This is a genomic window from Serratia sp. 3ACOL1 (assembly GCF_003668775.1).
Taxonomy (GTDB): domain Bacteria; phylum Pseudomonadota; class Gammaproteobacteria; order Enterobacterales; family Enterobacteriaceae; genus Chania; species Chania fonticola.
The window spans coordinates 1,360,994-1,384,105 of the sequence record NZ_CP033055.1 but is presented as its reverse complement, the minus strand read 5'-3'; the positions used below and the strand labels follow the sequence as shown (position 1 = coordinate 1,384,105).

The window sequence follows — 23,112 nt, the reverse complement described above, 5'->3', positions numbered from 1 at the left end:
CCTTGTTCGGAGTTTCACATGTTTGATTTTTCTACCCCGGTAGATCGTCACGGTACCTGGTGCACCCAGTGGGACTACATCGCCGACCGGTTTGGTACCGCAGATCTGCTGCCTTTCACCATCTCCGATATGGATTTCGCCACCGCCCCCTGCATTCTTGAAGCCCTGCAACAGCGCCTGCAACACGGCGTGTTGGGCTACAGCCGCTGGCAGCATGAAGACTTTCTTGGTGCGGTACGGCATTGGTATCAACAGCGCTTCAATGCCCCCATCGATACGACCAAGGCGGTCTATGGCCCTTCGGTGATTTACATGGTGGCGCAGCTGGTGCGTATCTGGTCGGCTCCGGGGGAATATGTGGTCACCCATACGCCAGCCTATGATGCGTTCTATAAGGTGATCCTGGGTAATCAACGCCAGGTGTTGCCTTGCCCGCTGCACAAAGTGGATAACGATTGGCAATGCGATATGGCGCATCTGGAAGCCCTGCTAGCTCGGCCGCAAACCAAGATCCTACTGTTGTGCAGCCCGCAGAATCCCACCGGCAAGGTGTGGACACAGCAGGAGCTGGAGCAGATGGCAGAGCTGTGCGAACGCCATGACGTCAAGGTGATCAGCGATGAGATCCATATGGATATGGTTTGGGGGGAACATCGTCACACTCCATGGAGCCAGGTAGCTACCACTCCGTGGGCGTTGCTGACTTCCGGCTCTAAAACCTTCAACATTCCGGCGCTCACCGGGGCCTATGGCATTATCAGCGATGATAGTGCGCGGGATAGCTATGTTCAGGCGCTGAAAAGCCGCGATGGATTATCCTCTCCGGCGGTGCTGGCGGTTGCAGCCCATATTGCCGCCTATCGCCACGGCGAGCCTTGGCTAGACGCCCTGCGCGACTACCTGCAAGATAACCTGACCTACGTGGCAGAACGGCTCAACCAGGCGTTGCCACAGCTAAACTGGCAGCCACCGCAGGCCACCTATCTGGCGTGGATCGATATACGCCCATTGGGCATTGACGACCGCGAATTGCAGCAGGTGCTGATCGAACGTGAGAAAGTCGCCATCATGCCAGGCTTTACCTATGGCGAAGAAGGCCGTGGTTTCCTGCGCTTGAACGTCGGCTGCCCACGCAGCAAGGTTGAGGCCGGGATGGATAAGCTGATCGCCGCGTTGCAATTTGTCCTGGACGCAAAATAGGTTATATCGCCAGGGGCGTAGTGCCCCTGGTTTTTCATTGAGTGCCAACTCCCCTCAGCATTGTCATGCTACCCGTTAAAACCAGAACCATTGCGATTGACCTGATTTCATCGACTAATGACCTGAGAGCATGCCTCTGCTTACCCGCCTTATACATCTACCCCATATCCTGAAGTGCGATCTTGCGATTTAATGTGACTACAATCACTTTTTTATGCAACTCAATAGCTATTTTCATTCATTTGTTTTTATACTGCTCTGCACTTTACCTATACAAAAACAATGAGTGCCGCCATGATTGACTCCCGCTTGCCCCTTACCGATATTCACCGTCACCTGGACGGTAACATCCGCGCGCAAACCATTCTTGAACTGGGCAGCCAGTTCAATCTAGCCCTGCCAGCCAACGAGCTGGCTGCCCTGCTTCCCCATGTGCAAATCACCCAGACTGAACCCGATCTGATGAGCTTTTTACAAAAGCTTGACTGGGGCGTGGCGGTGCTGGGCGATCTGGATGCCTGCCGTCGCGTGGCCTATGAAAACGTGGAAGATGCAGCAAACGCTGGATTGCACTACGCCGAACTGCGTTTCTCCCCATACTACATGGCGATGAAGCACCAGCTACCGGTGGCTGGCGTGGTGGAAGCGGTGATTGACGGCATTCGCTATGGTTGCCGCGACCGCGATATTGATGTGCGCCTGATCGGCATCATGAGCCGTACCTTCGGTGAAGCGGCCTGCCTGCAAGAGCTGGACGCCTTGTTAGCCCACCGCGATGGCATTACCGCATTGGATCTGGCCGGCGATGAACTCGGCTTCCCTGGCAGCCTGTTCCTCAGCCATTTCAACCGTGCTCGTGACGCAGGCCTGCGCATTACCGTTCATGCCGGTGAAGCCGCTGGCCCAGAAAGCATCTGGCAGGCGATCCGTGAGTTGGGTGCAGAGCGCATCGGCCACGGGGTAAAAGCGGTAGAAGATCCGGCACTGATGGATTACCTGGCGCAGCATGCCATCGGCATTGAATCGTGCCTGACCTCGAATATACAAACCAGCACTGTAGCTTCGTTGGCACAACATCCGCTGGCCACCTTCCTGCGCCATAGCGTGGTGGCCTCAATCAATACCGACGATCCGGCCGTGCAAGGCATTGAGATTGAGCATGAATACCGCGTGGCGGCTCCACAGGCGGGATTAACGCCGCAGGAAATCCGCACCGCGCAGGAAAACGGCCTGAAGATGGCCTTCCTCAGCGAGCAGGAAAAACAGGCGTTACGCGCGAAAGTACTTGGCTAATCCCCTGTTGCAGACTCAGCGGCCTTGCCCGTTGGGTCTGCTCTCAGGACCTTGCCCTGGCGGTTCTGGATATTTTCATCTCATAACGTAAAACTCAGTAAACCTGAATTTTCACTCTAAAAGTATCAGACTATAGCCCCAGAATAAAATGTGTTATGGTTGATTTTTGAACTCATCATTTGTCCTCAACAGCATAAACGTCAGAAACGAAAGTTATAAATGGTGTGCATATGGACTTGTACAGATATACGGAAAACTTATCGCTATTTATTGATATTGCCAGAAATGGTTCATTTTCTTCTGTTGCACGCAGGCACGGGGTGAACCCATCCTCGATCATGCGCAAAATAAACAGGCTTGAAGATGTGATGAGGATAAAGTTATTTATCCGTTCTCCCCGTGGACTGATGCTTACCGATGCCGGAGAGGCCTTATATCTTCGATCAATAAAAATCCTTGATGCTCTCAGTGATATGTATAGTGAAATAGGCTCAATGAACACAGGGCTAAAAGGAATTTTACGTGTTAGCTGTTTGCCCACCTTCGCCAAACTTCATATATTCCCATGGCTGTCTGAGTTCAAGAAAAATTTCCCTGATATTGATCTTGCGCTGGATTTGACGGAACGGTTGGCCAATCCATCGATCGAACGACTTGATGCCGTCATCAGAATTGGTCCCCTAAAAGATAGCGCACTGTATGCCACTCATATTGCGGACCAGTATTGGATAGCATGTGCAAGCCCGTTTTATCTGCAGAACCATGGTCATCCAAGCGGGCTTGATGAACTTGAAGGGCATCATCTGCTAGATAAATTTCAGGATCCCTATTCGATATGTTGGCGGAGAGTGATCTATCAGGATCCAGAGAGGAAGCACCATATCTATTTACGCTGCAATGATTTTGACGCACTGCGCATTTCGGCTGTCCATGGATTAGGTATTGCATTCCTGCCTAACTGGGTGGTCGGTACTGATATTAACGCAGGGCGACTCGTGAAAGTCTTTGATGATCCTCAACAGCAGACTCAGGAAATCCACCTCTTACGTGCCGAACCAAAAGTTTCCCCTAGGTTGACAGTGTTTCTTCAGGCGCTACATAAACACCTGGCCAACGAATTGGGGAAACCTTAGGAATAATTCTCATATTATAACGAAGGGGGAGACGGTCGCCGGAACAAAGACAGCATCCCTTTGAAGTTGAAGAACATGACGATCAGGGAGGTGATAACGCCAAGCAACGCAATGCCAAACCATCCAAATCGCAGGCTTAGCTCTGCACCTATGCGTGTGCCTAAGGCTCCGCCGAGAAAATAGCAAAACATAAAGACAGTATTGAGCCTACTGCGGGCGGTTTCCGACAGTGCCAGAGCACGTAACTGATTGCCAACTAGGCCTGCCCGTCCTCCAACATCTAGAAAAATGACGCTGATGATGAGTGCGGTCAAGTAGTGTCCTGACATTGCCAGCAGTAAAAAACCGACTATAGCGCAGAGGCTGCCTAATATAACAATCGCCTGTGGAGTATACCTGTCCGCCAAATTACCGATAATCGGCGTCATCAGGATCCCTGCGATTCCTGCAAAACCGAAAGCACCAACAATATCACTACCGAAATGATAGGGAGGACGAGACAGAAGCAAAGCCAGGGCCCCCCATAATGCACTGAAAGAACCAAACATTAACGCTCCAGAAAGACAGGCTTTGCGTAACTCGCTCTCTTGCCGGAAATAGGCTAAAAGCGATACGATTAACTGTCGGTAAGGCATCGGATTTTTTGATGGGCAGTTATGAGGCAGTAAACGATAGATTATCACTATCATTATCACATTGATGGCTGCTGCCACGATGTACATGACACGCCATCCCCAATGCTCACCAATAGTCCCGGAAAGGATACGAGCAAACAGCACTCCGGCCATCAGTCCACTCATCACTATTCCGACAGCCCGTCCCCGTTGTTCCTGGGGCGCCAACAAAGTCGCCATAGGAATAATTATTTGTGCACCCACTGCGGTCATACCAATGGCGACATTACTTATCAGCAGTTGTGCAATATCTTGAGCCATAGCGGCGAACAGTGAAGCAACAGCATTAATCCCCAACAAAATGCCCAGCAGCCTTCGCCGCACAACGCGATCGCCCAAGGGGACAAAAAAGACCAATCCTGCGGCATAAGATAACTGAACAACCATCGCAATTGAGCCTACCGTCTTGGCATCAGCGCTGAATTCCCTAGAAAACAGCTCCAGCAACGGTTGGTTATAATAAATATTCGCCACAGACAGCGCGCACAAACAGGCTAACGAAAAGTAAACCCTCGTTTCTATCATAGTAAATTCACCATTATCATTAACTGCTTCAGTCGAATTAAAATGAGGCCAATTTCCCTGGGGGAACAGGCAAGAATTTTTGATCCTGTAAGTAACCGAGATAGCGATCGAGAAGTTCATACTTCAGTAAAGGCAACTCATGCCTAGCTAATTCGGTAGCCTCCTTGACTTTTTTGTAGCGGAACTTTTCAATTTCCCGGCCAAATCGTAATATTTTATCGTGTGCGCCTTCAGAACCATAAAGAGGCAGGAACCTGTACAATGCATTTTCTTCATTATCCGCTAGCAGTTTACTCTGCCATTCATAAAAGGGTATAATTTTAATGTTGTACCCTCTGGCATTTAACCAGCTTATAATACCCTCCCAACTAATTAGGCCATGATAATTAAAAAGGTTTAGCACTTCCCCACCCTGACATCTATATTTTGACTGACTCATTAAGGCTATCGTATAGTCGATTGGGGTAAAATTAATTGTTCGTGCCAATTCCGGTGCATAACCTAGTTGAATACAACTTTTTATAAACAACATAAATTGATTATTAGCAAATAGCGCAACGCCTGTTTTGCTGTGGCCGGAGATGTAACCAAGGCGGAATAGGTTGGTTTTACCCCCTTCATTCTGGAAGCAAGAAAGTAACTTCTCAGCTTCCCACTTTGACAGTAAATACCCCATATCTGAATGCCAAGGTGTGCGATCAGGAAGTTCCTCAACATAAAAACCCTGTTTGTCTTTTTTAGCGGCAGAACCCAATGTTGATACAAAGTTGACTATTTTTGTTTTTCCTGTCCGCGCCATCGAAATAATATCAGCGAGGCTGTCAACATTGGCACTCTTGAGGGCTTCATAAGATCTTATGTGATTGACACGAGCAGCAACATGATAGATAACATCAACTTCTTTGCAGAGTTCTTTATAATGCACTTTGTTGATACCAAGAGATGGTTGCGTGATATCTCCTTCTATCATATGGATGTTTTTGGTATAGACCAGTACATCCAAGCTATCAATTGAGAACTTATGGTATGCTTCAATCAGTCTCTGCCTTTCATTATTCGGCTGAATGTTTCGACATAATACATATATCTTACCAACGGAAACATCGGCAAGTAAATCATGAAGCAAGTAGGCCCCTACAAATCCAGTTGCCCCTGTGATTAATATATTAATTTTACTTTCCACTTTATCACCTAAATAGTAAATAACCCGTTTTTATTTTATTTACTGGTGACGATAGTGGAATACCATTAAATCAGATAATGGCTTTGCAGGTATCGCAAAGCTCATGCAAGAAAATAAGAGATTTATCCAAAGTCTACAATCCGTTTGCCAGTTGGAGATGGCACCGATCCGATATCAACCAGTGCCACTTCCCCGACCGGACAATTCCGTTTAGCCCACAACCCACGGCAGGTCAGGGCTGATACGGCAGCACCACCCGGTGGCTCTCCTCGATCAGGGCCACAATCTCGGTACGTGGCCCCTCCAACCAAGCTTGGCTGCGGTAGAAGGCCTGCAATACCTGTTCCATTTCCGCCATGTCGTCAAACCGCCGCATCAGGTAGTAGGCATCAGGATCGTGTAGCGAGACACCGTGCTCCAGCACGGTGATCCCTGCGGCCTTGTGGAGCGGCACGCTAACATGCTGCATTAGGTGGTGAAAACGCTCGCCACTGTCCGCTTGTAAACGATATTGCAAAATCTCGACTACCTTGATCATGCTACGTCCTTGTCTTTTATTTAGTTACGGCAACTTCGCGTTGCTGTGCTGTTTTACGCGCATAGCGCTGTGCCAGTACTGCACATACCATCAACTGTACCTGATGGAAAATCATCAAGGGTAATACCATAGCCCCAACGGCAGCGGCCGGAAATAGCACGTTGGCCATCGGAATGCCGTTGGCCAGGCTCTTTTTCGAACCGCAAAACACGATAGTGATCTCATCGGCGGTATCAAAGCCCAGCCAACGTGCAGCATAGGTGTTGATAATCAGTACCACCGCCAACAGCACCAGCGACATCACCAGGATCGTCAGCAGCGACCAGCCGTCAATGGTGTGCCAAATCCCCTCAACCACCGCCGCGCTGAACGCGGTATAGACCACCAGCAGGATCGAGGAACGGTCGGTGAGATTAATCAGTTTGCGATGGCGATCGATCCATTTGCCAATCAGCGGACGTGCCAGATGGCCAATAACAAACGGCACCATCAGTTGCAGAATAATCGAGCCGATGGCATGCAATACGTCAGTATTGCCTCCTTGTGTATGCATCAATGCCCCCACCAGCAGCGGAGACAGGAATACCCCAAGAATGCTGGATGCCGAAGCGCTGCAGATCGCCGCCGCCACGTTCCCGCCAGCTGCGGAGGTAAAAGCGATTGCCGATTGAACCGTGGCAGGCAAAGCACAAAGATAGAGGAAACCCAGATAAACGGTGGGCGTCATTATGCCCGGCACCAGCAGGTTCATCGACAACCCTAGCAGCGGGAAGAGCGCAAAGGTACTGAGAAACACCACCAGGTGCAGTTTCCAGTGGCTCATGCCGGCAACGATCGCCTCACGGGAGAGTTTCGCCCCATGCATGAAGAACAACAGGGCTATCGCGGCGGTGGTTAAATGTTCAAAGAAGGTCTGCCAAATCCCTTCACAGGGTAGCAATGAGGCCAACAGCACCACCATCAGCAGTACCAGTAAAAACTTGTCGATACGTAGACGTTGTAACCAGGACATCCTGCACAATTCCTTGCTATTTAATGCGTAAATAAGGGTTCAGAAGCGCTCTGAACCCTACTGTTATTATTGCTATTAGCTGACAGGTAGCGCTTTTTGCTGTTTCGCCGACTCAATGCCCAGCTCGATCATTTCCATGACCTGTATCGCCTCGCTTGCCGGAACAGGGTTGGTACCTGCACCGGAAATCGCGTCGCGAATGGCGGCGTAATAGGCTGGGTAATTGCCCGGAATGGTCAACAGCGGCTGTTCCGCCAGCATGCCGTTACGTGACAACGTCACTACTCCGTCGCGCATATCGTAACCCCAGTCGGCCTGCGGCAAACGCTCACCGGCTTTCAGGCGATCTTCCTGCGGATCCAGACCATACTTGATAAAGCTGCCCTGTGTACCGTGCACAATGTAACGTGCAGTTTCTGCCGCGGCCAGCACCGTGCCATGCAGCACCACACGCCGATGGCCGTAATTGAGCACCGCATGGAAATAATCTACCGATTGTGAACCCGGGCGTAGCTCGCCCAGATCGACAAACAGCGTTTGTGGCTTGCCAAACAGCTGCAACGCCTGGTCGATCAGATGCGGCCCCAGATCGTACCAAATACCGCTGCCAGCCCCACCTTGCTCACGCCAGCGCTGGCGGACTTCCGGGCGGAAACGATCGAAATGGGATTCAAAATAGACCACTTCTCCTAAAGCGCCGTCTTTCAGCAAAGCTTTTAAGGTGAGGAAATCGCTGTCCCAGCGACGGTTGTGAAACACCGAAAGCAGTTGTCCACTCTGCTCTGCCTGCTGTTGTAGCTGCTGCGCCTGTGACAGTGTCACGGTAAACGGTTTATCCACCACCACATGCTTGCCCGCCGCCATCGCCTGTTGTGCCAATGGGAAGTGGGTATCGTTCGGTGTTGGAATGACAATCAGGTCAATCGAGGGATCGTTAAACAGCGCCTGTGGGTCGCTGACCACCGTCATCATCGGCCAGTCGGCGTGGACTTTACCGGCGTCGCTGCTGGAAACAGCGGCCAACTCCATGCCAGGGGTTCCCGCGATCAGCGGAGCATGAAAGGTCTTGCTGGCGTAACCATAGCCCACCAGGCCAACGCGGATTGTTTCAGACATCTTGTTTCCTCATACAGGGCGATATACACATCAATTCCAGGCGGTTGAAATGCTACGTCCATATAAGTCAGGGGCAAGAAACCCGCTCCTAGTGTTGCCGCGAGAAAAGATGAAGTCGTGATTGATTCGATTTGACACCATGATGCGGGCTGGAACAAGAGCTAAATGCAGATTGTTAACAAACTGGCAATAAACTGAACCGGCGCAGCATGCTGCGCCCCCAACAACGGTCGTATCCGCATGCCAATTAACGGGATGCGGCAATCAGTGGCCGATCCCGGGAAGGGTTCACCGGGTAGTTGATCTCCAGGCTGCGGCGGCGAAAATCGCTGGGGCTGACGCCAACCCGCTTGCGAAACACCCGGGAAAAATAGAGCTGATCGTCATAGCCAACTCCCCGGCCAATAGTGGCAATCGATTCCTGAGTGGTTTGCAGCAACAGTTTGGCGCGGATCACCCGCTGATCTTCACGCCAGCGCAGGATATTTATCCCGACCTGGTCACGGAACAGATGTGCCAGCCGCGAAGGCGAAAGGCAAACGTGGCGGGCCACTTCATCGATACGCAGCTCCCCTGCCAGATTGCCGGTAATAAACTGGCAGGCCTCAATCACCCGTGGGTCCATAATCTTCTGTGGGCTGAGGGGATCCTCCTCCATCGCGCGCAGCAACAGTCGTTCCAGCAGGTTCATGCCAATTTCTTCGGCAAAACGACGGCCGGAGCGTTGGGTCTGCTCAATGTTGGCAAATAGCCGGTCAAACTCGGTCAGCAACTCGTTGTTGGGCAGTGTCAGACGCCCTACCTGATGTGCCTTGCTGTGCCATTCCAGCCAGTCGGCCCAATAGGCCCGCGGGCGGAAATAAACCCAGCGGTGATACCAGCAGTCACTATCCGGTGATCGGCCATAGTTATGTGCCGCCTTGGGCGGAAATAGCAGTAGATCGCCGGGGTTACAGTAAAGCGTCTCCTCACCGTCAAACACTTTGCCCTGGCCTTTAATGGTCAGATTGAGGATGTAACCCTTCATGCCGCCGGGGCGGTCGATAAAGAAATCCAGCGGTCCGTCCGCCATAATCGGCGTCAGCCCGGCAACCAGGTAGGCGTTAAAGGTGTAACCCGGCAACAACGGGTTCGGTTGGGGTTCCTGAACCATGCGATGATACATCTGGCCTCCAAAAGTGTCGTTTCTTTATCCCAATACTTGGCAAAATGAGTGGCCTGTTCCCCTCACCCTAACCCTCTCCCACAGGGAGAGGGGACCGATCGAGTTCATTGATTTTTCTGTGTAAAACCTATCTTTCCTCTTACTCCCTACTTTCCGAAGTTGCACGGGTCAACCACGCGCTCCGTGCAGCTCCCACTCCCTACGGGAGAGAGTTCATTGATTTTTCTGTGTAAAACCTATCTTTCCTCTTACTCCCTACTTTCCGAAGTTGCACGGGCCAACCACGCGCTCCGTGCAGCTCCCTCTCCCTGAGGGAGAGGGTTGGGGTGAGGGGGAAATAGAAATTGCTGAATAACGACAAAACACTATCGCACCTATAGCAAGTTTACCCATTCGGCAAAATGCTGCTCATAGCAATCGCAAAATTGTGATGGGCCTTCACGCCCTGCTCTTCGCTTGTTGCTTGTAGCGGTCAAAAATCACCGCGGCCAGCAGGATCACGCCGCGCACCACATACTGCGAGAACGGTGAGATATTCAGCAGGTTCATGGCGTTCTCCACCGTGCCCAGGATCAGGATCCCAGCGATAACATAGGAAATTTTGCCAATCCCCCCTTTGAGCGAAACGCCACCCAGCACGCAGGCGGAAATCACGATCAGCTCATAGCCGATGGAGGTCATCGGCTGGCCGCTGGTCATACGCGAAGCCAGAATGATGCCCGCAGCGGCAGATACCAGCCCGGAAAGGACAAAGATGATGATCTTGGTGCGCACCACCGGCACACCGGCCAGACGAGCCGCTTCCTCGTTGCCACCGATAGCCAGAGTATTACGGCCAAAGGTGGTTTTATTGAGCAGGAAACCAAACAGGATCAGGCAGCCAATGGTGATCCAAATCGGTGCAGGCAGCCCCCACCAGTTGGCATAGCCGAGCGCAAAGAAACGCTCGTCTTCGATCCCCACCGCTTTCCCATCGGAAATGATATAGGCCAGGCCGCGGAAGATCTGCATGGTGGCCAAGGTGGTGATCAGCGCGTTAATCTTCAGCCGGGCGATCACAAAACCATTGATCAGCCCAGAGAGCACGCCCAACAGCAAACCGGCAGCCACGCCGATCCACAGGCTCTCCGTCATGTTGATGACCACCGCCGCGGTGACACCCGCACAGGCGATAACCGACGCCACCGACAGGTCAAAATCGCCCGAGGCCAGGCAAAACAGCATGCCGCACGCCACCATACCGGACATGGAGATCGCCAGCCCCAGACCCTTCATATTGATAAAGCTGCCAAAATTCGGCACAAACACGACGCAGGCAACAAACAGCACGGCAAATACCACCAGCATGCCATAGCTGTCCCAGATACGCGCTAACCCAAGGCCGCCACGGTTTTTCACAGAATCGGTTGTCATGCTCGACATCTCTTGCTCCTTCACAATCAGGCCATCGCCGCTGCAATATCAGGGGTACGTAACATCGCCAGGCTGAGGGCTTTTTCCTCAGTGGCCTCGCTATGGGTCAACTCGCCAGAGATTGCCCCTTCACGCATCACGATGATGCGATCTGCCAGCCCCAGCACTTCGGGCAAATCGCTGGAGGCGAACAGCACCGCAATGCCCTGCTGCGCCAACTGATAAATCACGTGGTAGATTTCGTGTTTTGCGCCAACGTCAATGCCGCGTGTCGGCTCATCCAGCAGGATCACCTTCATCTCTTCCGACAACCAGCGGCCCAGGATCGCCTTCTGTTGGTTGCCACCGGAGAGGTTCATGATCAGCTGTTCGGCGCTGGGGGTTTTGATATTCAGCGCGCGGATATGGTGATCGGCATTGCTGGTTTCCCAGGCGTTATCGATCAGGCAGCCCGCCTTGATGCTTTTGCGGCGTGCGCTGATGTTGATATTGTCACGCACCGAGTGCACAGGAATGATGCCGTCGGCCTTACGATCTTCCGGGCACAGCATCACGCCCGCACGGATAGCGTCGATCGGTGAACGAACATCGAGCCGCTTGCCATCCAGCATCAATTGGCCCGCAGTTACCCGCGTAGCGCCAAAAATTCCTTTCATCAATTCGCTACGCCCTGCGCCTACCAAGCCAAACAGGCCAACAATTTCGCCAGCGCGTACGTTAAGGCTGATAGGCGTTTTCACCCCGGCGGCCTGCAAATCGGTAAGCTGCAAACGCACTTCTCCCAGCTCGCGTGGCTGATAGCCATAGACATCACCGAGATCCCGCCCCACCATCGCCTGCACCAGCACTTCATTGTTCACCTGCTGCATATCGTCGAAGGTGCGTACATAGCGGCCATCCTTAAACACGGTAATGGCATCGCTCAGCGCAAAGATTTCCTCCATACGATGCGAGACATACAGGATCACTCGCCCTTCGGACCGCAACTCGCGGATCACCCGGAACAGTTGCTCAATTTCACGTGCCGACAGCGAACTGGTTGGCTCATCAAACGCAATTACTTTGGCGTTACGCGCCAGGGCCTTGGCAATCTCCACCATCTGCCACTGGCCAATCGACAGATACTTCAACGGGGTATCCGGATCGATGTCCAACCCGAGGTGTTCCAGCTGTAAGCGGGATTCATAACGCAGCAGTTTGCGATCCACCAGGCCGTGTTTGGTCGGCAACTGGCCAAGGTAGATGTTCTCTGCCACGGTCATTTCCGGCACCAGGTGCAGTTCCTGGTAGATAATCGCCACCCCGGCGTTTAACGCGTCGGTGGTATTGGCAAACTGCACCGCTTGCCCCTGGAGGTGGATATCCCCTTTGCTTGGGGCGTAATTACCGCTGAGAATTTTCAGCAACGTCGATTTCCCGGCGCCGTTTTCCCCCATCAGCGCGTGGATCTGTCCGGCCTGACAGCTGAAACTGATATCATCCAGCGCTTTGACGCCAGGGAAGCTTTTACCGATGCCTTTGAAAGCCAGATAGGGCGTGACGGCAGTCATAGTGCTTTCCTCAATGCTATGCGATAAATGGCCGCCCGCTTGTTGCAGGCGGCTCGCCCCTTACATCAGACCTTTTTTCTGCAGTTCCACCTGGAAGTTGTCGCGGGTGATCAGCACCACGTCAGTCACTTCGGTGAATTTCTCTGGTTCTACGCCTTTCTCTACCCAGTCATGCAGCATCTGAATGCTCTTGTAGCCATGAATATCCGGGCTTGGCAGCAGTGAACCGTAGAAGCCGGTAGCCTGTTTCTTGGAAAGCTCGCTTACCGCGTCAACGCCGTTGATACCAATGCCGATCACGTTAGGCGCTTTAAAGCCCTGGCCTTCGGTGGCTCGCACGCCGCCTAGCACGGTGTTGTCGTTCATCCCGACGATCAGCCAGTTTTTCACTTCCGGATGCTGCACCAGCATCGAGTTGGCGGCATCGAACGCCCCAGGGATATCGTTGGATTTGGTCGGTACCTTGTAGATCTGCTGCTCTGGGAAACCAGCGGTTTTCAATGCGTCCATCGAGCCACCGGTACGGCGGCGTGCAGTGTCCAGTTCATCGGAGGTGATCGCCATTACCCCCGTCTCTGCCACTTTCCAGCCACGCTTGTTCATCTCTTTCCACAGCTCTGCGCCTTGGCGTTCACCTATCTTGGTGGCCGCCATCATCACTAGCGGCACGCTCTCCATCGGTTTGCCTTTGGCGTTAACAAACTGGTCGTCAACCGCGATCACTTTCAGATCGTAGCTGCGCGCCTTGGCGACAATCGCCGAGCCGAGTTTCGGATCTGGGGTGCAGATGACAAACCCCTTGGCCCCGCTGGCTGCCAGGCTGTCGATGGCATTGAGGGTTTTCTCGCCGTCCGGCACGGCAATCTTGATCACTTCAAACCCCAGGTCTTTACCCGCCTTGTCGGCAAATTTCCATTCGGTCTGGAACCAGGGCTCTTCTGGCTGTTTAACCAAAAAACCCAGTTTCATGGTCTCTGCGACAGCTGAATGTGACATAACCGCCGTCAGACCAATCACTGCCAACGCCTTAGTGAATTTATGCATGGTACTCTCCGCTGTTTTGCTTTCATCGGCAGAAAAACCGGGCCACCGTGAAAACGTTATCATTATGAGATCCTGTCACGACAATGGCCTTATATCTCGCTTATTGCCGTCGACTCAGGTAAGACGCAAACAGTTTTAGCCGGTATTTGTTAGTTAAATGTAGAGCGCTATCACATCCCGAGATAACAGCAGATATGTGCATACATTTAGCAAATTTAACCAAGTGATAACTTTTGACCCCCATCACAAAATCACTGTAGCAAGCAGAAAAGTGCATACTTCCAGCCAATGATTCCTCACCTGCCTCCCCGTCCCGCTCCTATCGTTAACCTCAACCTAACAAGTAAGGAGTCCGCATCATGACGGCAGGTGCTATTGCCCTGGGATTAGACTTCGGCAGTGATTCAGTGCGGGTACTGGCTGTCGACTGTCAAAATGGTAACGAACTGGATACCGAGGTGGTCTACTACCCTCGCTGGCAGCGTGGTGACTTTTGTAACGCCGCGCAGAACCAGTTTCGCCACCATCCACTCGACTATATCGAAGCCATGGAACAGGCCGTCGTCGCCGTGGTGCAGCGCATGAGCCCGGAACAGCGGCAGGCCGTGGTCGGGATTGGGGTAGATTCCACCGGATCCACTCCCGCCCCGATTGATGAACATGGCGACGTATTGGCGTTGCGGCCGGAGTTTGCCAGCAATCCCAACGCCATGTTTGTGCTGTGGAAAGACCACACCGCCATCGAGGAGGCGGAGGAGATTAACCAACTGTGCCGCCGCGGCGATTTCCCCGATTATTCACGCTATATCGGCGGCGTTTACTCCTCTGAGTGGTTCTGGGCCAAGATCTTGCACGTTTCACGCCAGGATGAAGAGGTACGCCACGCCGCCGCCTCTTGGGTAGAGCTTTGCGACTGGGTACCGGCGCTGCTTTCTGGCACTACCGCACCGGATCGGTTAAAGCGCGGCCGTTGCAGCGTTGGGCATAAAACGTTATGGCATCCGGACTGGGATGGTTTGCCACCTAAAGCCTTCTTTGCGGCTTTGGATCCGTTGCTGGTGGAAGATCTGCCCTATCCGCTGTTTACCGGTTCTTACACTGCCGATCTTCCGGTAGGGACTCTGAGCAAAGAGTGGGCCACACGGCTAGGGCTATCAGAAAGCGTGGTGCTGTCAGGTGGTGCGTTTGACTGTCACATGGGGGCCGTCGGAGCCGGAGCGCAGCCTTATACGCTGGTGAAGGTGATTGGCACGTCGACCTGCGACATTCTGATCGCCGATCGTGAGCGCGTGGGCGATCGTGCCATCAGCGGCATCTGCGGCCAGGTGGACGGCAGCGTCGTGCCGCAAACCATCGGGATGGAGGCCGGGCAATCCGCTTTCGGCGATATGTACGCCTGGTTCAGCCGCCTGCTGAGCTGGCCACTGCGTGAAGCCGCCAAGACGCAACCGCAACTCCAGACACAGCTGCAACAAATCGAGCATGACATGCTGGCTGCCCTGACTGCCGCCTGGGCCAAAAACCCGTCGCTTGACCATCTACCCGTGGTCTTGGACTGGTTCAATGGCCGCCGCACCCCCTACGCCAACCAGCGCCTGAAAGGAGTGATCACCGATCTCAACCTCGGTACCGATGCACCCACGCTGTTTGGTGGCTTTATCGCCGCAACGGCTTTTGGCGCTCGTGCCATCATGGAGTGCTTCGAACAGCAGGACATTCCCGTCGATAACGTGTTGGCTTTGGGCGGGATTGCCCGAAAATCTCCGGTGATTATGCAGGTTTGTGCCGATGTGATGGATCGTCCGCTACAGATCGTCGCCTCCGACCAATGCTGTGCACTGGGTGCGGCCATTTTCGCCGCAGTGGCCGCCGGGCACTTCAGCGACGTTCCGCAAGCTCAGCAGCATATGGCTTGCAATATTGAACGTACTTTGCAGCCCGATCCGGCAAACGTCGTGCGCTACCAACAACTTTATGAACGCTATCAACAGTGGTGCCAGGCCGCAGAGCCGCGCTTTGCCGCAACCACCAAAAATTAATATGCCGGGGCAGCCCCCTCGGCTCAATAAAACCTCTAGATCCAGGAGTTTTTGATGAACATCTTTAAGCAACGTGAAGTGTGGTTCGTGATCGGTAGCCAGCATCTTTATGGCCCCAAAACCCTGCAACAGGTGATGGAAAACGCCGAGCAGGTCGTGAACAGCCTGAACCGCGACGCAGGTTTACCTGTGAAGATGGTGCTGAAACCGCTGGTCACCACGCCGGACGAAATCACCACCGTCTGCCGTGATGCCAACTATCACCAGGACTGCGTCGGCATCATCACCTGGCTGCACACCTTCTCACCGGCAAAAATGTGGATTGCCGGCCTGTCGATCCTCGATAAGCCGCTGCTCCAGTTCCATACCCAATTTAATGCCGAGGTTCCCTGGGACAGCATGGATATGGACTTTATGAACCTGAACCAGACCGCCCACGGTGGCCGTGAGTTCGGGTTTATCGGTGCTCGTATGCGCCAGCAGCACAGCGTGATCGCGGGCCACTGGCAAGACAAAAATGCCCAGGAACGTATCGCTCAATGGATGCGTGTTGCCTGTGCCAAACAGGAAAGCCAGCAGCTGAAAGTGGCGCGTTTTGGTGACAACATGCGCCAGGTCGCCGTGACCGATGGCGATAAAGTGGCCGCGCAGATCCAGTTTGGCTACTCCGTGGATGCTTACGGCATCGGCGATTTAGTCAGCGTAATCGATGAAGTGAGCAAGGGCGATATCGATGCTCTGATCGAAGAGTACGAAGCCAGCTATGAGCTGAGCGACGTAGCAAAAGTTAACGGTGCCAAACGGCAGAACCTGATCGATGCCGCGGCTATCGAACTGGGTATGAAACGTTTCCTCGAACAGGGCAAGTTCCACGCCTTCACCACCAATTTTGAAACGCTGCACGGCATGAAGCAGTTGCCAGGTTTAGCGGTACAGCGCCTGATGCAGCAAGGCTACGGCTTTGCCGGCGAGGGCGACTGGAAAACTGCGGCCCTGCTGCGCATTATGAAAGTGATGGGCAGCGGCTTAAACGGCGGCACTTCGTTTATGGAGGACTACACCTACAACTTCCAGCCGGGCAACGATCTGGTGGTGGGTTCCCACATGCTGGAGGTCTGCCCTTCCATCGCCAAAGAACACAAGCCGCTGCTGGATATTCAATATCTGGGCATCGGTGGCAAGGCCGATCCGGCCCGCCTGATCTTCTCTACCCCGGCAGGCCCGGCGGTAAACGCCAGCCTGATCGATATGGGCGATCGTTTCCGCCTGCTGGTCAATCAGGTTGATACCATTGAGCAGCCTAAACCGTTACCTAAACTGCCGGTGGCGCGGGCGATCTGGCGTGCTCAGCCTTCCCTGGCTACGGCGGCGGAAGCCTGGATCCTGGCAGGTGGCGCACACCACACGGTGTTCTCGCAGTCACTGAACGCAGACTACCTGCGTCTGTATGCCGAAATGCACAACATCGAATTCCTGCTGATCGATAACGACACCACCCTGCCAGCGTTCAAGAACGAAATCCGCTGGAATGAAACCTACTACCAAATCAACCGTCGCTAAACGCTCCCGCAAAAACTGCAACCGGTTTCAGAAACCGGTTGCAAACTCATTTCAACTCGACCTAAACTAGACTCAATATTTAACGTATAGAGAGAATAGTTATGTCTGCTTTCCCGAAAGAGTTCCTCTGGGGCGCGGCTAGCGCGGCGTATCAGGTTGAAGGCGCACACGATGCCGACGGCAAAGGCCCATCCATCTGGGATACCTTCTCCCACCTGCCAGGTACCACTTACCAAGGCACAAACGGCGACGTTGCCGTCGATCACTATCACCGCTTCCGTGAGGACGTGGCGCTGATGGCCGAAATGGGGATGCGGAGCTACCGCTTCTCTATCTCCTGGCCGCGCCTGCTGCCACAGGGCCGGGGCACCATCAATGAGGCCGGGGTCAAATTCTATAGCGATCTGATCGATGCCCTGTTGGAACACAACATTGAGCCGATGATCACCCTGTACCACTGGGATCTGCCGCAGGCATTGCAAGATGAAGGCGGTTGGGAAGCACGCAGCACTGCGGAGGCTTTCGAAGAGTATGCCCGCCTGTGTTACCAGCGTTACGGCGATCGTGTCAAACTATGGTCTACCTTCAATGAGACCGTGTGCTTTATCGGCTTCGGTTACATCACCGGCGGCCACCCACCAGGCGTACAGAGCCCGGCGCGCGCTATCCAGGCCTGCCACCACGTCTTTGTGGCCCACGCCAAAGCGGTGGCTGCATTCCGCACTAGCGGCATTGCCGGCCAAATCGGCTTCGTCAACGTGTTGCAAACCCATACCCCGCTCAGCCAATCTGCGGAAGACCTGGCGGCCTATCAATTGGCCGAAGGGATCTTTACCCACTGGCTGTACGATCCGGTACTGAAAGGGGAATATCCAGCTGAACTGCTGGCGCAGACTCAGGCACTGTGGGGCGTGCCACAATTCGCACCTGGTGATGAGCAACTGCTGCGCGACAATATCTGTGACTTTATTGGCCTGAACTATTACAAACGTGAAACCATCGCGGCCAATAATCAAGAGTCACATCTGACCATCAACACCACCGGTGAGAAAGGCAGCGGCCACCAGCAGGGTAACGAATTCGGCTTTAAGGGGCTGTTCAAGTTCGTCCGCAACCCGAATGGCGTGTATACCGATTGGGACTGGGAGATTTATCCCCAAGGTCTCACCGAAGGGATCATGAATATCAAGGCGCGTTACGGCGATATCCCTATCTACATTACCGAGAACGGTCTGGGAGCCAAAGATCCGATTATTGATGGTGAAGTGGTGGATGACGATCGTATCGACTATCTGCGCCAGCACATTGGTGCCATTGAAGACGCCATCAAACTGGGCGCCGACGTACGCGGCTATTACCCATGGTCGTTTATCGATCTGCTGAGCTGGCTCAACGGCTTCCAGAAGCAGTACGGCTTTATCTACGTTGACCACAACAAAGATCTGGCACGCCAGCGTAAGAAGAGCTTCTTCTGGTACCAAAAGCTGATCGCCAGCAACGGTGCGGAACGTTAACAGCCGCTAAGTGGGCGCAGCATGCAGCGCCCCTACAATAAGAACCGGCTGAGGTTTGTAAGCCATGTCATGCCAGTCAGTGCAATCTGACTGGCATTTTGCCGTTGGTACCGCCTTATCCTCGCGCATTGGCACATATTTGAGTAAGCTATGCCGCTTACTTCGTTGGAATACCACTCAGGATCTCGTATGACCCAAGCTGAATATTCGCGCATCGGCGGTTGGCTGCTAGCCCCGATGGCCTATCTGATCGTTACCCTGCTCAGTGCCAGCCTTATGTTGGCTCTGTACGGTATGGCCATTTTTATGCCGGAATCACGCGAGTATCTGAGCACCAATGCTCACGCCTTCTCCACGCAGTGGTATCTATCGGTGATCACTACGCTGGTGATGTGGTGCTTTACGCTGTACCTGCTGTGGCTGTTCTGCCAGCGTTCACAACGTTTTCCAAAGCTGTTCTTGGTCTGGCTGCTGATCACTGTGCTATTGGCGATCAAAGCGTTCGCCTTTTCTCCCGTGCCCGATGAGCTTGCCGTGCGTAGCCTGCTATGGCCGTTGGTGATGGCCGCCCTGCTGGTGCCCTATTTTAAGCGCTCCCAACGCGTGAAAGGCACCTTCACAGAGAAGTAACCACGGCAAGGCACGATTTGATCGCCCTGCCGGATAAATTTTCAGCAAAACAGGCAAAAAAGCGCAATACCCTTGCGATTAGTATGTTGTCGTTACGCCGCCGATTACCGATAATAGGCGGCTTTTATTTTTTTAGGCATTGCAATGACCGAATACCTGCTCTTGTTTGTTGGCACCGTACTGGTGAACAACTTTGTCCTGGTGAAATTCCTGGGCCTGTGCCCCTTTATGGGCGTTTCCAAGAAACTGGAAAGTGCCATCGGCATGGGCATGGCGACCACATTCGTGATGACGCTGGCCTCGGTCTGCGCCTGGCTAATCAACAGCTTTATCCTGATCCCGTTGGATCTGGTTTATCTGCGCACGCTGTCCTTTATTCTGGTGATCGCCGTCGTGGTGCAATTCACCGAAATGGTGGTGCGTAAAACCAGCCCGGCGCTGTATCGCCTGCTGGGGATTTTCCTGCCGTTGATCACCACCAACTGCGCCGTGTTAGGCGTGGCGTTGCTCAACGTCAACCTTGGCTACAACTTCCTGCAGTCTGCGGTTTATGGCTTTAGTGCCGCCGCAGGCTTCTCATTGGTGATGGTGCTGTTTGCCGCCATCCGTGAACGCCTGGCGGTAGCCGATGTGCCCGCGCCGTTTCGCGGTTCCTCCATCGCCTTGATCACTGCTGGCCTGATGTCTCTGGCCTTTATGGGCTTTACCGGGCTGGTGAGATTCTAATGACTGCGTTGTGGATTGCGGTGGCGGCATTAAGCGCTCTGGGGCTGCTGTTTGGCCTGGTGCTAGGCTTTGCCGCGCGCCGCTTTGAAGTCGAAGAAGATCCGGTCGCCGAACAGATCGACGAAATTCTGCCACAGAGCCAGTGTGGCCAATGTGGTTATCCTGGCTGCCGTCCCTATGCCGAAGCGGTTGCCAATGGCGAGATGATCAACAAATGCGCCCCGGGTGGCGAGCAGGTGATGCTCAAGCTGGCCGAGTTACTCAACGTCGAGCCGCAACCGCTGGACGGCGGTGCCGCCGTGGCCGAACCGGTACGTAAGGTCGCCTTTATTGACGAAGCCAACTGCATCGGCTGCACCAAGTGCATTCAGGCCTGCCCGGTCGACGCCATCGTGGGTGCCACCCGCGCCATGCACACGGTCATTACCGATCTCTGTACAGGCTGTGATCTATGTGTTGCGCCCTGCCCAACCGACTGTATTGAAATGAAACCGGTCGCCACCACGACCGCCAGCTGGAAGTGGGATATGCAAACCATTCCGGTGCAAGTGATCCCCGTGGAGCAACATGTTTAATCTGTTCGCCGCTTTGAAAAAAGATCGGATTTGGGATTTTGACGGTGGCATTCATCCACCCGAAATGAAGACCCAGTCCAGCGGTGTGCCACTGCGCGTGGCTCCCCTACCCGACATTTTTATCGTCCCCTTGCAACAGCATCTCGGGCCAGAGGGTGAGCTGTGCGTCAAAGCCGGTGACCGCGTACTGAAAGGCCAACCGCTGACCTTTGGCCGTGGCCGCACCTTGCCGGTACATGCGCCAACCTCGGGCACCATCCGCGCCATTGAACCTCATGTTACCGCCCACCCTTCAGGGCTGGCGGAACTGTGCGTGATTATTGATCCAGACGGTGAAGATCGCTGGTGCGAACTGACGCCGGTCGCCGATTATCGCCAACTGGACGCGGCAGAGCTGATCCAACGTATTCATCAGGCCGGGATTGCCGGTCTGGGGGGCGCAGGTTTCCCAACGGCCAGTAAGCTGCAAGGCGGCCGTGAAGAGGTGGAAACCCTGATCCTCAACGCTGCCGAATGCGAGCCCTATATCACCGCCGACGACCGGCTGATGCAGGAACAGGCCGCTCAGATTATCGAAGGCACCCAGATCCTGCGCCACCTGCTACAACCCAAGGTGACGCTGATCGGCATCGAAGATAACAAGCCGGAAGCCATCGCCGCTCTGAAAGCCGCTTTGCGCGGGCAGGATGGGATCGCCCTGCGGGTGGTTCCCACCAAATACCCTTCCGGCGGTGCCAAGCAGTTAACCAAAATTCTGACGGGCAAAGAAGTGCCTCACGGCAAGCGTTCGTCCACCATCGGCGTGCTGATGCAAAACGTGGGCACCGCCTTTGCCATCAAGCGGGCGATTGTCGATGGCGAACCGTTGATTGAGCGCGTCGTCACCTTAACCGGTGATGCCATGAGCCAACCGGGCAACGTCTGGGCGCGCCTCGGCACGCCGGTGCAACACCTGCTGGCCTTTGGCGGTTATCAATCACAATCCCCGCAGATGGTGATAATGGGCGGCCCGCTGATGGGCTTTACGTTGCCAACGTTAGACGTGCCGATCGTCAAAATCAGCAACTGCTTGTTGGCCCCGACGGTTGACGAAATGGCCGTACAAGAGCCAGAGCAGTCATGTATCCGCTGTGGGCTATGCGTTGATGCCTGCCCTGCCGGGCTGTTGCCACAGCAGCTTTACTGGTTCAGCCGTGGCGAAGAGCACGAGAAGGCGCGTAAGCACAATCTGTTCGACTGTATCGAATGTGGTGCCTGTGCCTACGTCTGCCCCAGCAATATTCCGCTGGTGCAATATTATCGCCAAGAGAAGGCCGAGATTAACGCGTTGGATCAGGAAGCGGCACGTACCGCCGAAGCCAAAGCACGTTATGAAGCCAAGCTGGCCCGCTTAGAGCGTGAGAAATTGGCACGTGAAGAGCGTCATAAAAAGGCCGCAGTGAAACTGACCGACAGCGATCAGGATGCCGTTCAGGCGGCGCTGGCTCGCGTGCGCAGTAAAAACAGTGAGGCTGCTGGCATTGCTATCAGCGGCCAGGAGCCGGATAACAGCGCTGCCATTGCTGCCCGCGAAGCGCGTAAGGCACAGGCCAGAGAGCGTAAGCGCGAGCAAGCAAGCGAAATGCCTGCGGCGGCAGCGGTGCAAGAGGAAGACCCACGTAAAGCGGCCGTGGCTGCAGCATTGGCACGAGTCAAAGCCAAGAAAGAGGCACAGGCACAAGAAGCTGAAAGCGTGGCGGAAACTGTAGCTTCAGAGGATCCGCGTAAGGCTGCGGTAGCGGCGGCATTAGCCCGCGTGAAGGCGAAAAAGGCTGCGCAGCAGGCTGAGCTTTCTCAACCACCAGTTGACGAGGAACCCATCCCTACGGCTGAATCGGAGGATCCACGCAAGGCCGCTGTTGCTGCCGCGCTGGCCCGAGTCAAAGCCAAAAAGGCGGCGCAGCAAGCTGAGCTTTCTCAACCGCAAGTTGACCAGGAACCCATCCCTACGGCTGAACCGGAGGATCCACGCAAGGCCGCTGTTGCCGCCGCGCTGGCCCGAGTCAAGGCAAAAAAGGCCGCTCAGCAAGCTGAGCTTTCTCAACCGCAAGTTGACGAGGAACCCATCCCTACGGCTGAACCGGAAGATCCGCGCAAGGCCGCCGTTGCTGCTGCACTGGCACGAGTCAAGGCAAAAAAGGCCGCTCAGCAACTAGCGATGGTAGATAAAGAGTAAGCGGTAT

19 protein-coding genes are annotated in these 23,112 nt (G+C 54.1%); 10 read left to right on the top strand and 9 right to left on the bottom strand.

Annotation, left to right across the window (positions count from 1 at the left end):
- Positions 1-18 precede the first annotated feature (18 nt).
- From D9980_RS06465 to D9980_RS06455, 3 genes are all read left to right on the top strand, one after another.
- Positions 19-1,200: a MalY/PatB family protein gene (locus D9980_RS06465; protein ID WP_021178043.1), complete on the top strand. Its 1,182-nt coding sequence runs from the start codon at positions 19-21 to the stop codon at positions 1,198-1,200.
- A 294-nt stretch (positions 1,201-1,494) separates the two neighbouring features.
- On the top strand, positions 1,495-2,493 hold the full coding sequence (add, locus tag D9980_RS06460; RefSeq protein WP_121606759.1) for an adenosine deaminase: 999 nt from the start codon (positions 1,495-1,497) through the stop codon (positions 2,491-2,493).
- Between the two features lie 230 nt (positions 2,494-2,723).
- Entirely contained in the window at positions 2,724-3,626 is a 903-nt protein-coding gene (locus tag D9980_RS06455) for a LysR family transcriptional regulator (RefSeq protein WP_121606758.1), read from the top strand.
- Between the two features lie 14 nt (positions 3,627-3,640).
- Here the strand turns inward: D9980_RS06455 and D9980_RS06450 are convergent, their stop codons facing one another.
- From D9980_RS06450 to D9980_RS06410, 9 genes are all read right to left on the bottom strand, one after another.
- Positions 3,641-4,945, bottom strand: a complete 1,305-nt coding sequence (locus D9980_RS06450) for an MFS transporter (protein WP_238393690.1) — start codon at positions 4,943-4,945, stop codon at positions 3,641-3,643.
- Entirely contained in the window at positions 4,863-6,008 is a 1,146-nt protein-coding gene (locus tag D9980_RS06445) for a thioester reductase domain-containing protein (protein WP_121606756.1), read from the bottom strand. Before D9980_RS06445 ends, D9980_RS06450 begins: the two co-directional genes overlap by 83 nt.
- 232 nt (positions 6,009-6,240) lie before the next feature.
- On the bottom strand, positions 6,241-6,546 hold the full coding sequence (locus tag D9980_RS06440; RefSeq protein WP_121606755.1) for an NIPSNAP family protein: 306 nt from the start codon (positions 6,544-6,546) through the stop codon (positions 6,241-6,243).
- Positions 6,547-6,562: 16 nt separating this feature from the next.
- Positions 6,563-7,558, bottom strand: coding sequence for a bile acid:sodium symporter family protein (locus tag D9980_RS06435; RefSeq protein ID WP_065686141.1), 996 nt, complete (start codon positions 7,556-7,558; stop codon positions 6,563-6,565).
- 75 nt (positions 7,559-7,633) lie between these two features.
- The gene (locus D9980_RS06430; RefSeq protein WP_121606754.1) at positions 7,634-8,674 is read right to left on the bottom strand and encodes an oxidoreductase; all 1,041 of its coding nucleotides are present in this window, start codon (positions 8,672-8,674) and stop codon (positions 7,634-7,636) included.
- Positions 8,675-8,921: 247 nt separating this feature from the next.
- Entirely contained in the window at positions 8,922-9,839 is a 918-nt protein-coding gene (gene araC, locus D9980_RS06425) for an arabinose operon transcriptional regulator AraC (RefSeq protein ID WP_121606753.1), read from the bottom strand.
- A gap of 438 nt (positions 9,840-10,277) precedes the next feature.
- A complete protein-coding gene (gene araH, locus D9980_RS06420; protein ID WP_121606752.1) occupies positions 10,278-11,261 on the bottom strand; it encodes an L-arabinose ABC transporter permease AraH in 984 nt (327 codons plus the stop codon).
- A 17-nt stretch (positions 11,262-11,278) separates the two neighbouring features.
- Positions 11,279-12,802: an L-arabinose ABC transporter ATP-binding protein AraG gene (araG, locus tag D9980_RS06415; protein WP_121606751.1), complete on the bottom strand. Its 1,524-nt coding sequence runs from the start codon at positions 12,800-12,802 to the stop codon at positions 11,279-11,281.
- Between the two features lie 60 nt (positions 12,803-12,862).
- Positions 12,863-13,846, bottom strand: coding sequence for an arabinose ABC transporter substrate-binding protein (locus D9980_RS06410; RefSeq protein WP_024486690.1), 984 nt, complete (start codon positions 13,844-13,846; stop codon positions 12,863-12,865).
- Positions 13,847-14,205: 359 nt separating this feature from the next.
- Between D9980_RS06410 and D9980_RS06405 the strand changes: the two genes are divergently transcribed.
- The 7 genes from D9980_RS06405 (at position 14,206) to rsxC (ending at position 23,105) form a co-directional block, all read left to right on the top strand.
- Positions 14,206-15,885, top strand: coding sequence for a ribulokinase (locus D9980_RS06405; RefSeq protein WP_121606750.1), 1,680 nt, complete (start codon positions 14,206-14,208; stop codon positions 15,883-15,885).
- A 54-nt stretch (positions 15,886-15,939) separates the two neighbouring features.
- On the top strand, positions 15,940-17,445 hold the full coding sequence (araA, locus tag D9980_RS06400) for an L-arabinose isomerase (RefSeq protein WP_121606749.1): 1,506 nt from the start codon (positions 15,940-15,942) through the stop codon (positions 17,443-17,445).
- A 101-nt stretch (positions 17,446-17,546) separates the two neighbouring features.
- Entirely contained in the window at positions 17,547-18,959 is a 1,413-nt protein-coding gene (locus D9980_RS06395) for a glycoside hydrolase family 1 protein (RefSeq protein WP_121606748.1), read from the top strand.
- Positions 18,960-19,148: 189 nt separating this feature from the next.
- Positions 19,149-19,589, top strand: a complete 441-nt coding sequence (locus tag D9980_RS06390) for a DUF2569 domain-containing protein (protein WP_121606747.1) — start codon at positions 19,149-19,151, stop codon at positions 19,587-19,589.
- Positions 19,590-19,733: 144 nt separating this feature from the next.
- Positions 19,734-20,315 carry an electron transport complex subunit RsxA gene (gene rsxA / locus D9980_RS06385; protein WP_021178056.1) on the top strand — a complete coding sequence of 194 codons (582 nt, stop codon included), beginning with the start codon at positions 19,734-19,736 and terminating at the stop codon, positions 20,313-20,315.
- Complete coding sequence (gene rsxB / locus D9980_RS06380; protein ID WP_021804523.1) at positions 20,315-20,890, top strand: electron transport complex subunit RsxB; 576 nt, start codon at positions 20,315-20,317, stop codon at positions 20,888-20,890. Before rsxA ends, rsxB begins: the two co-directional genes overlap by 1 nt.
- Positions 20,883-23,105, top strand: coding sequence for an electron transport complex subunit RsxC (gene rsxC, locus D9980_RS06375; RefSeq protein WP_121606746.1), 2,223 nt, complete (start codon positions 20,883-20,885; stop codon positions 23,103-23,105). The genes rsxB and rsxC overlap by 8 nt, the downstream gene beginning before the upstream one ends.
- Positions 23,106-23,112 lie beyond the last annotated feature (7 nt).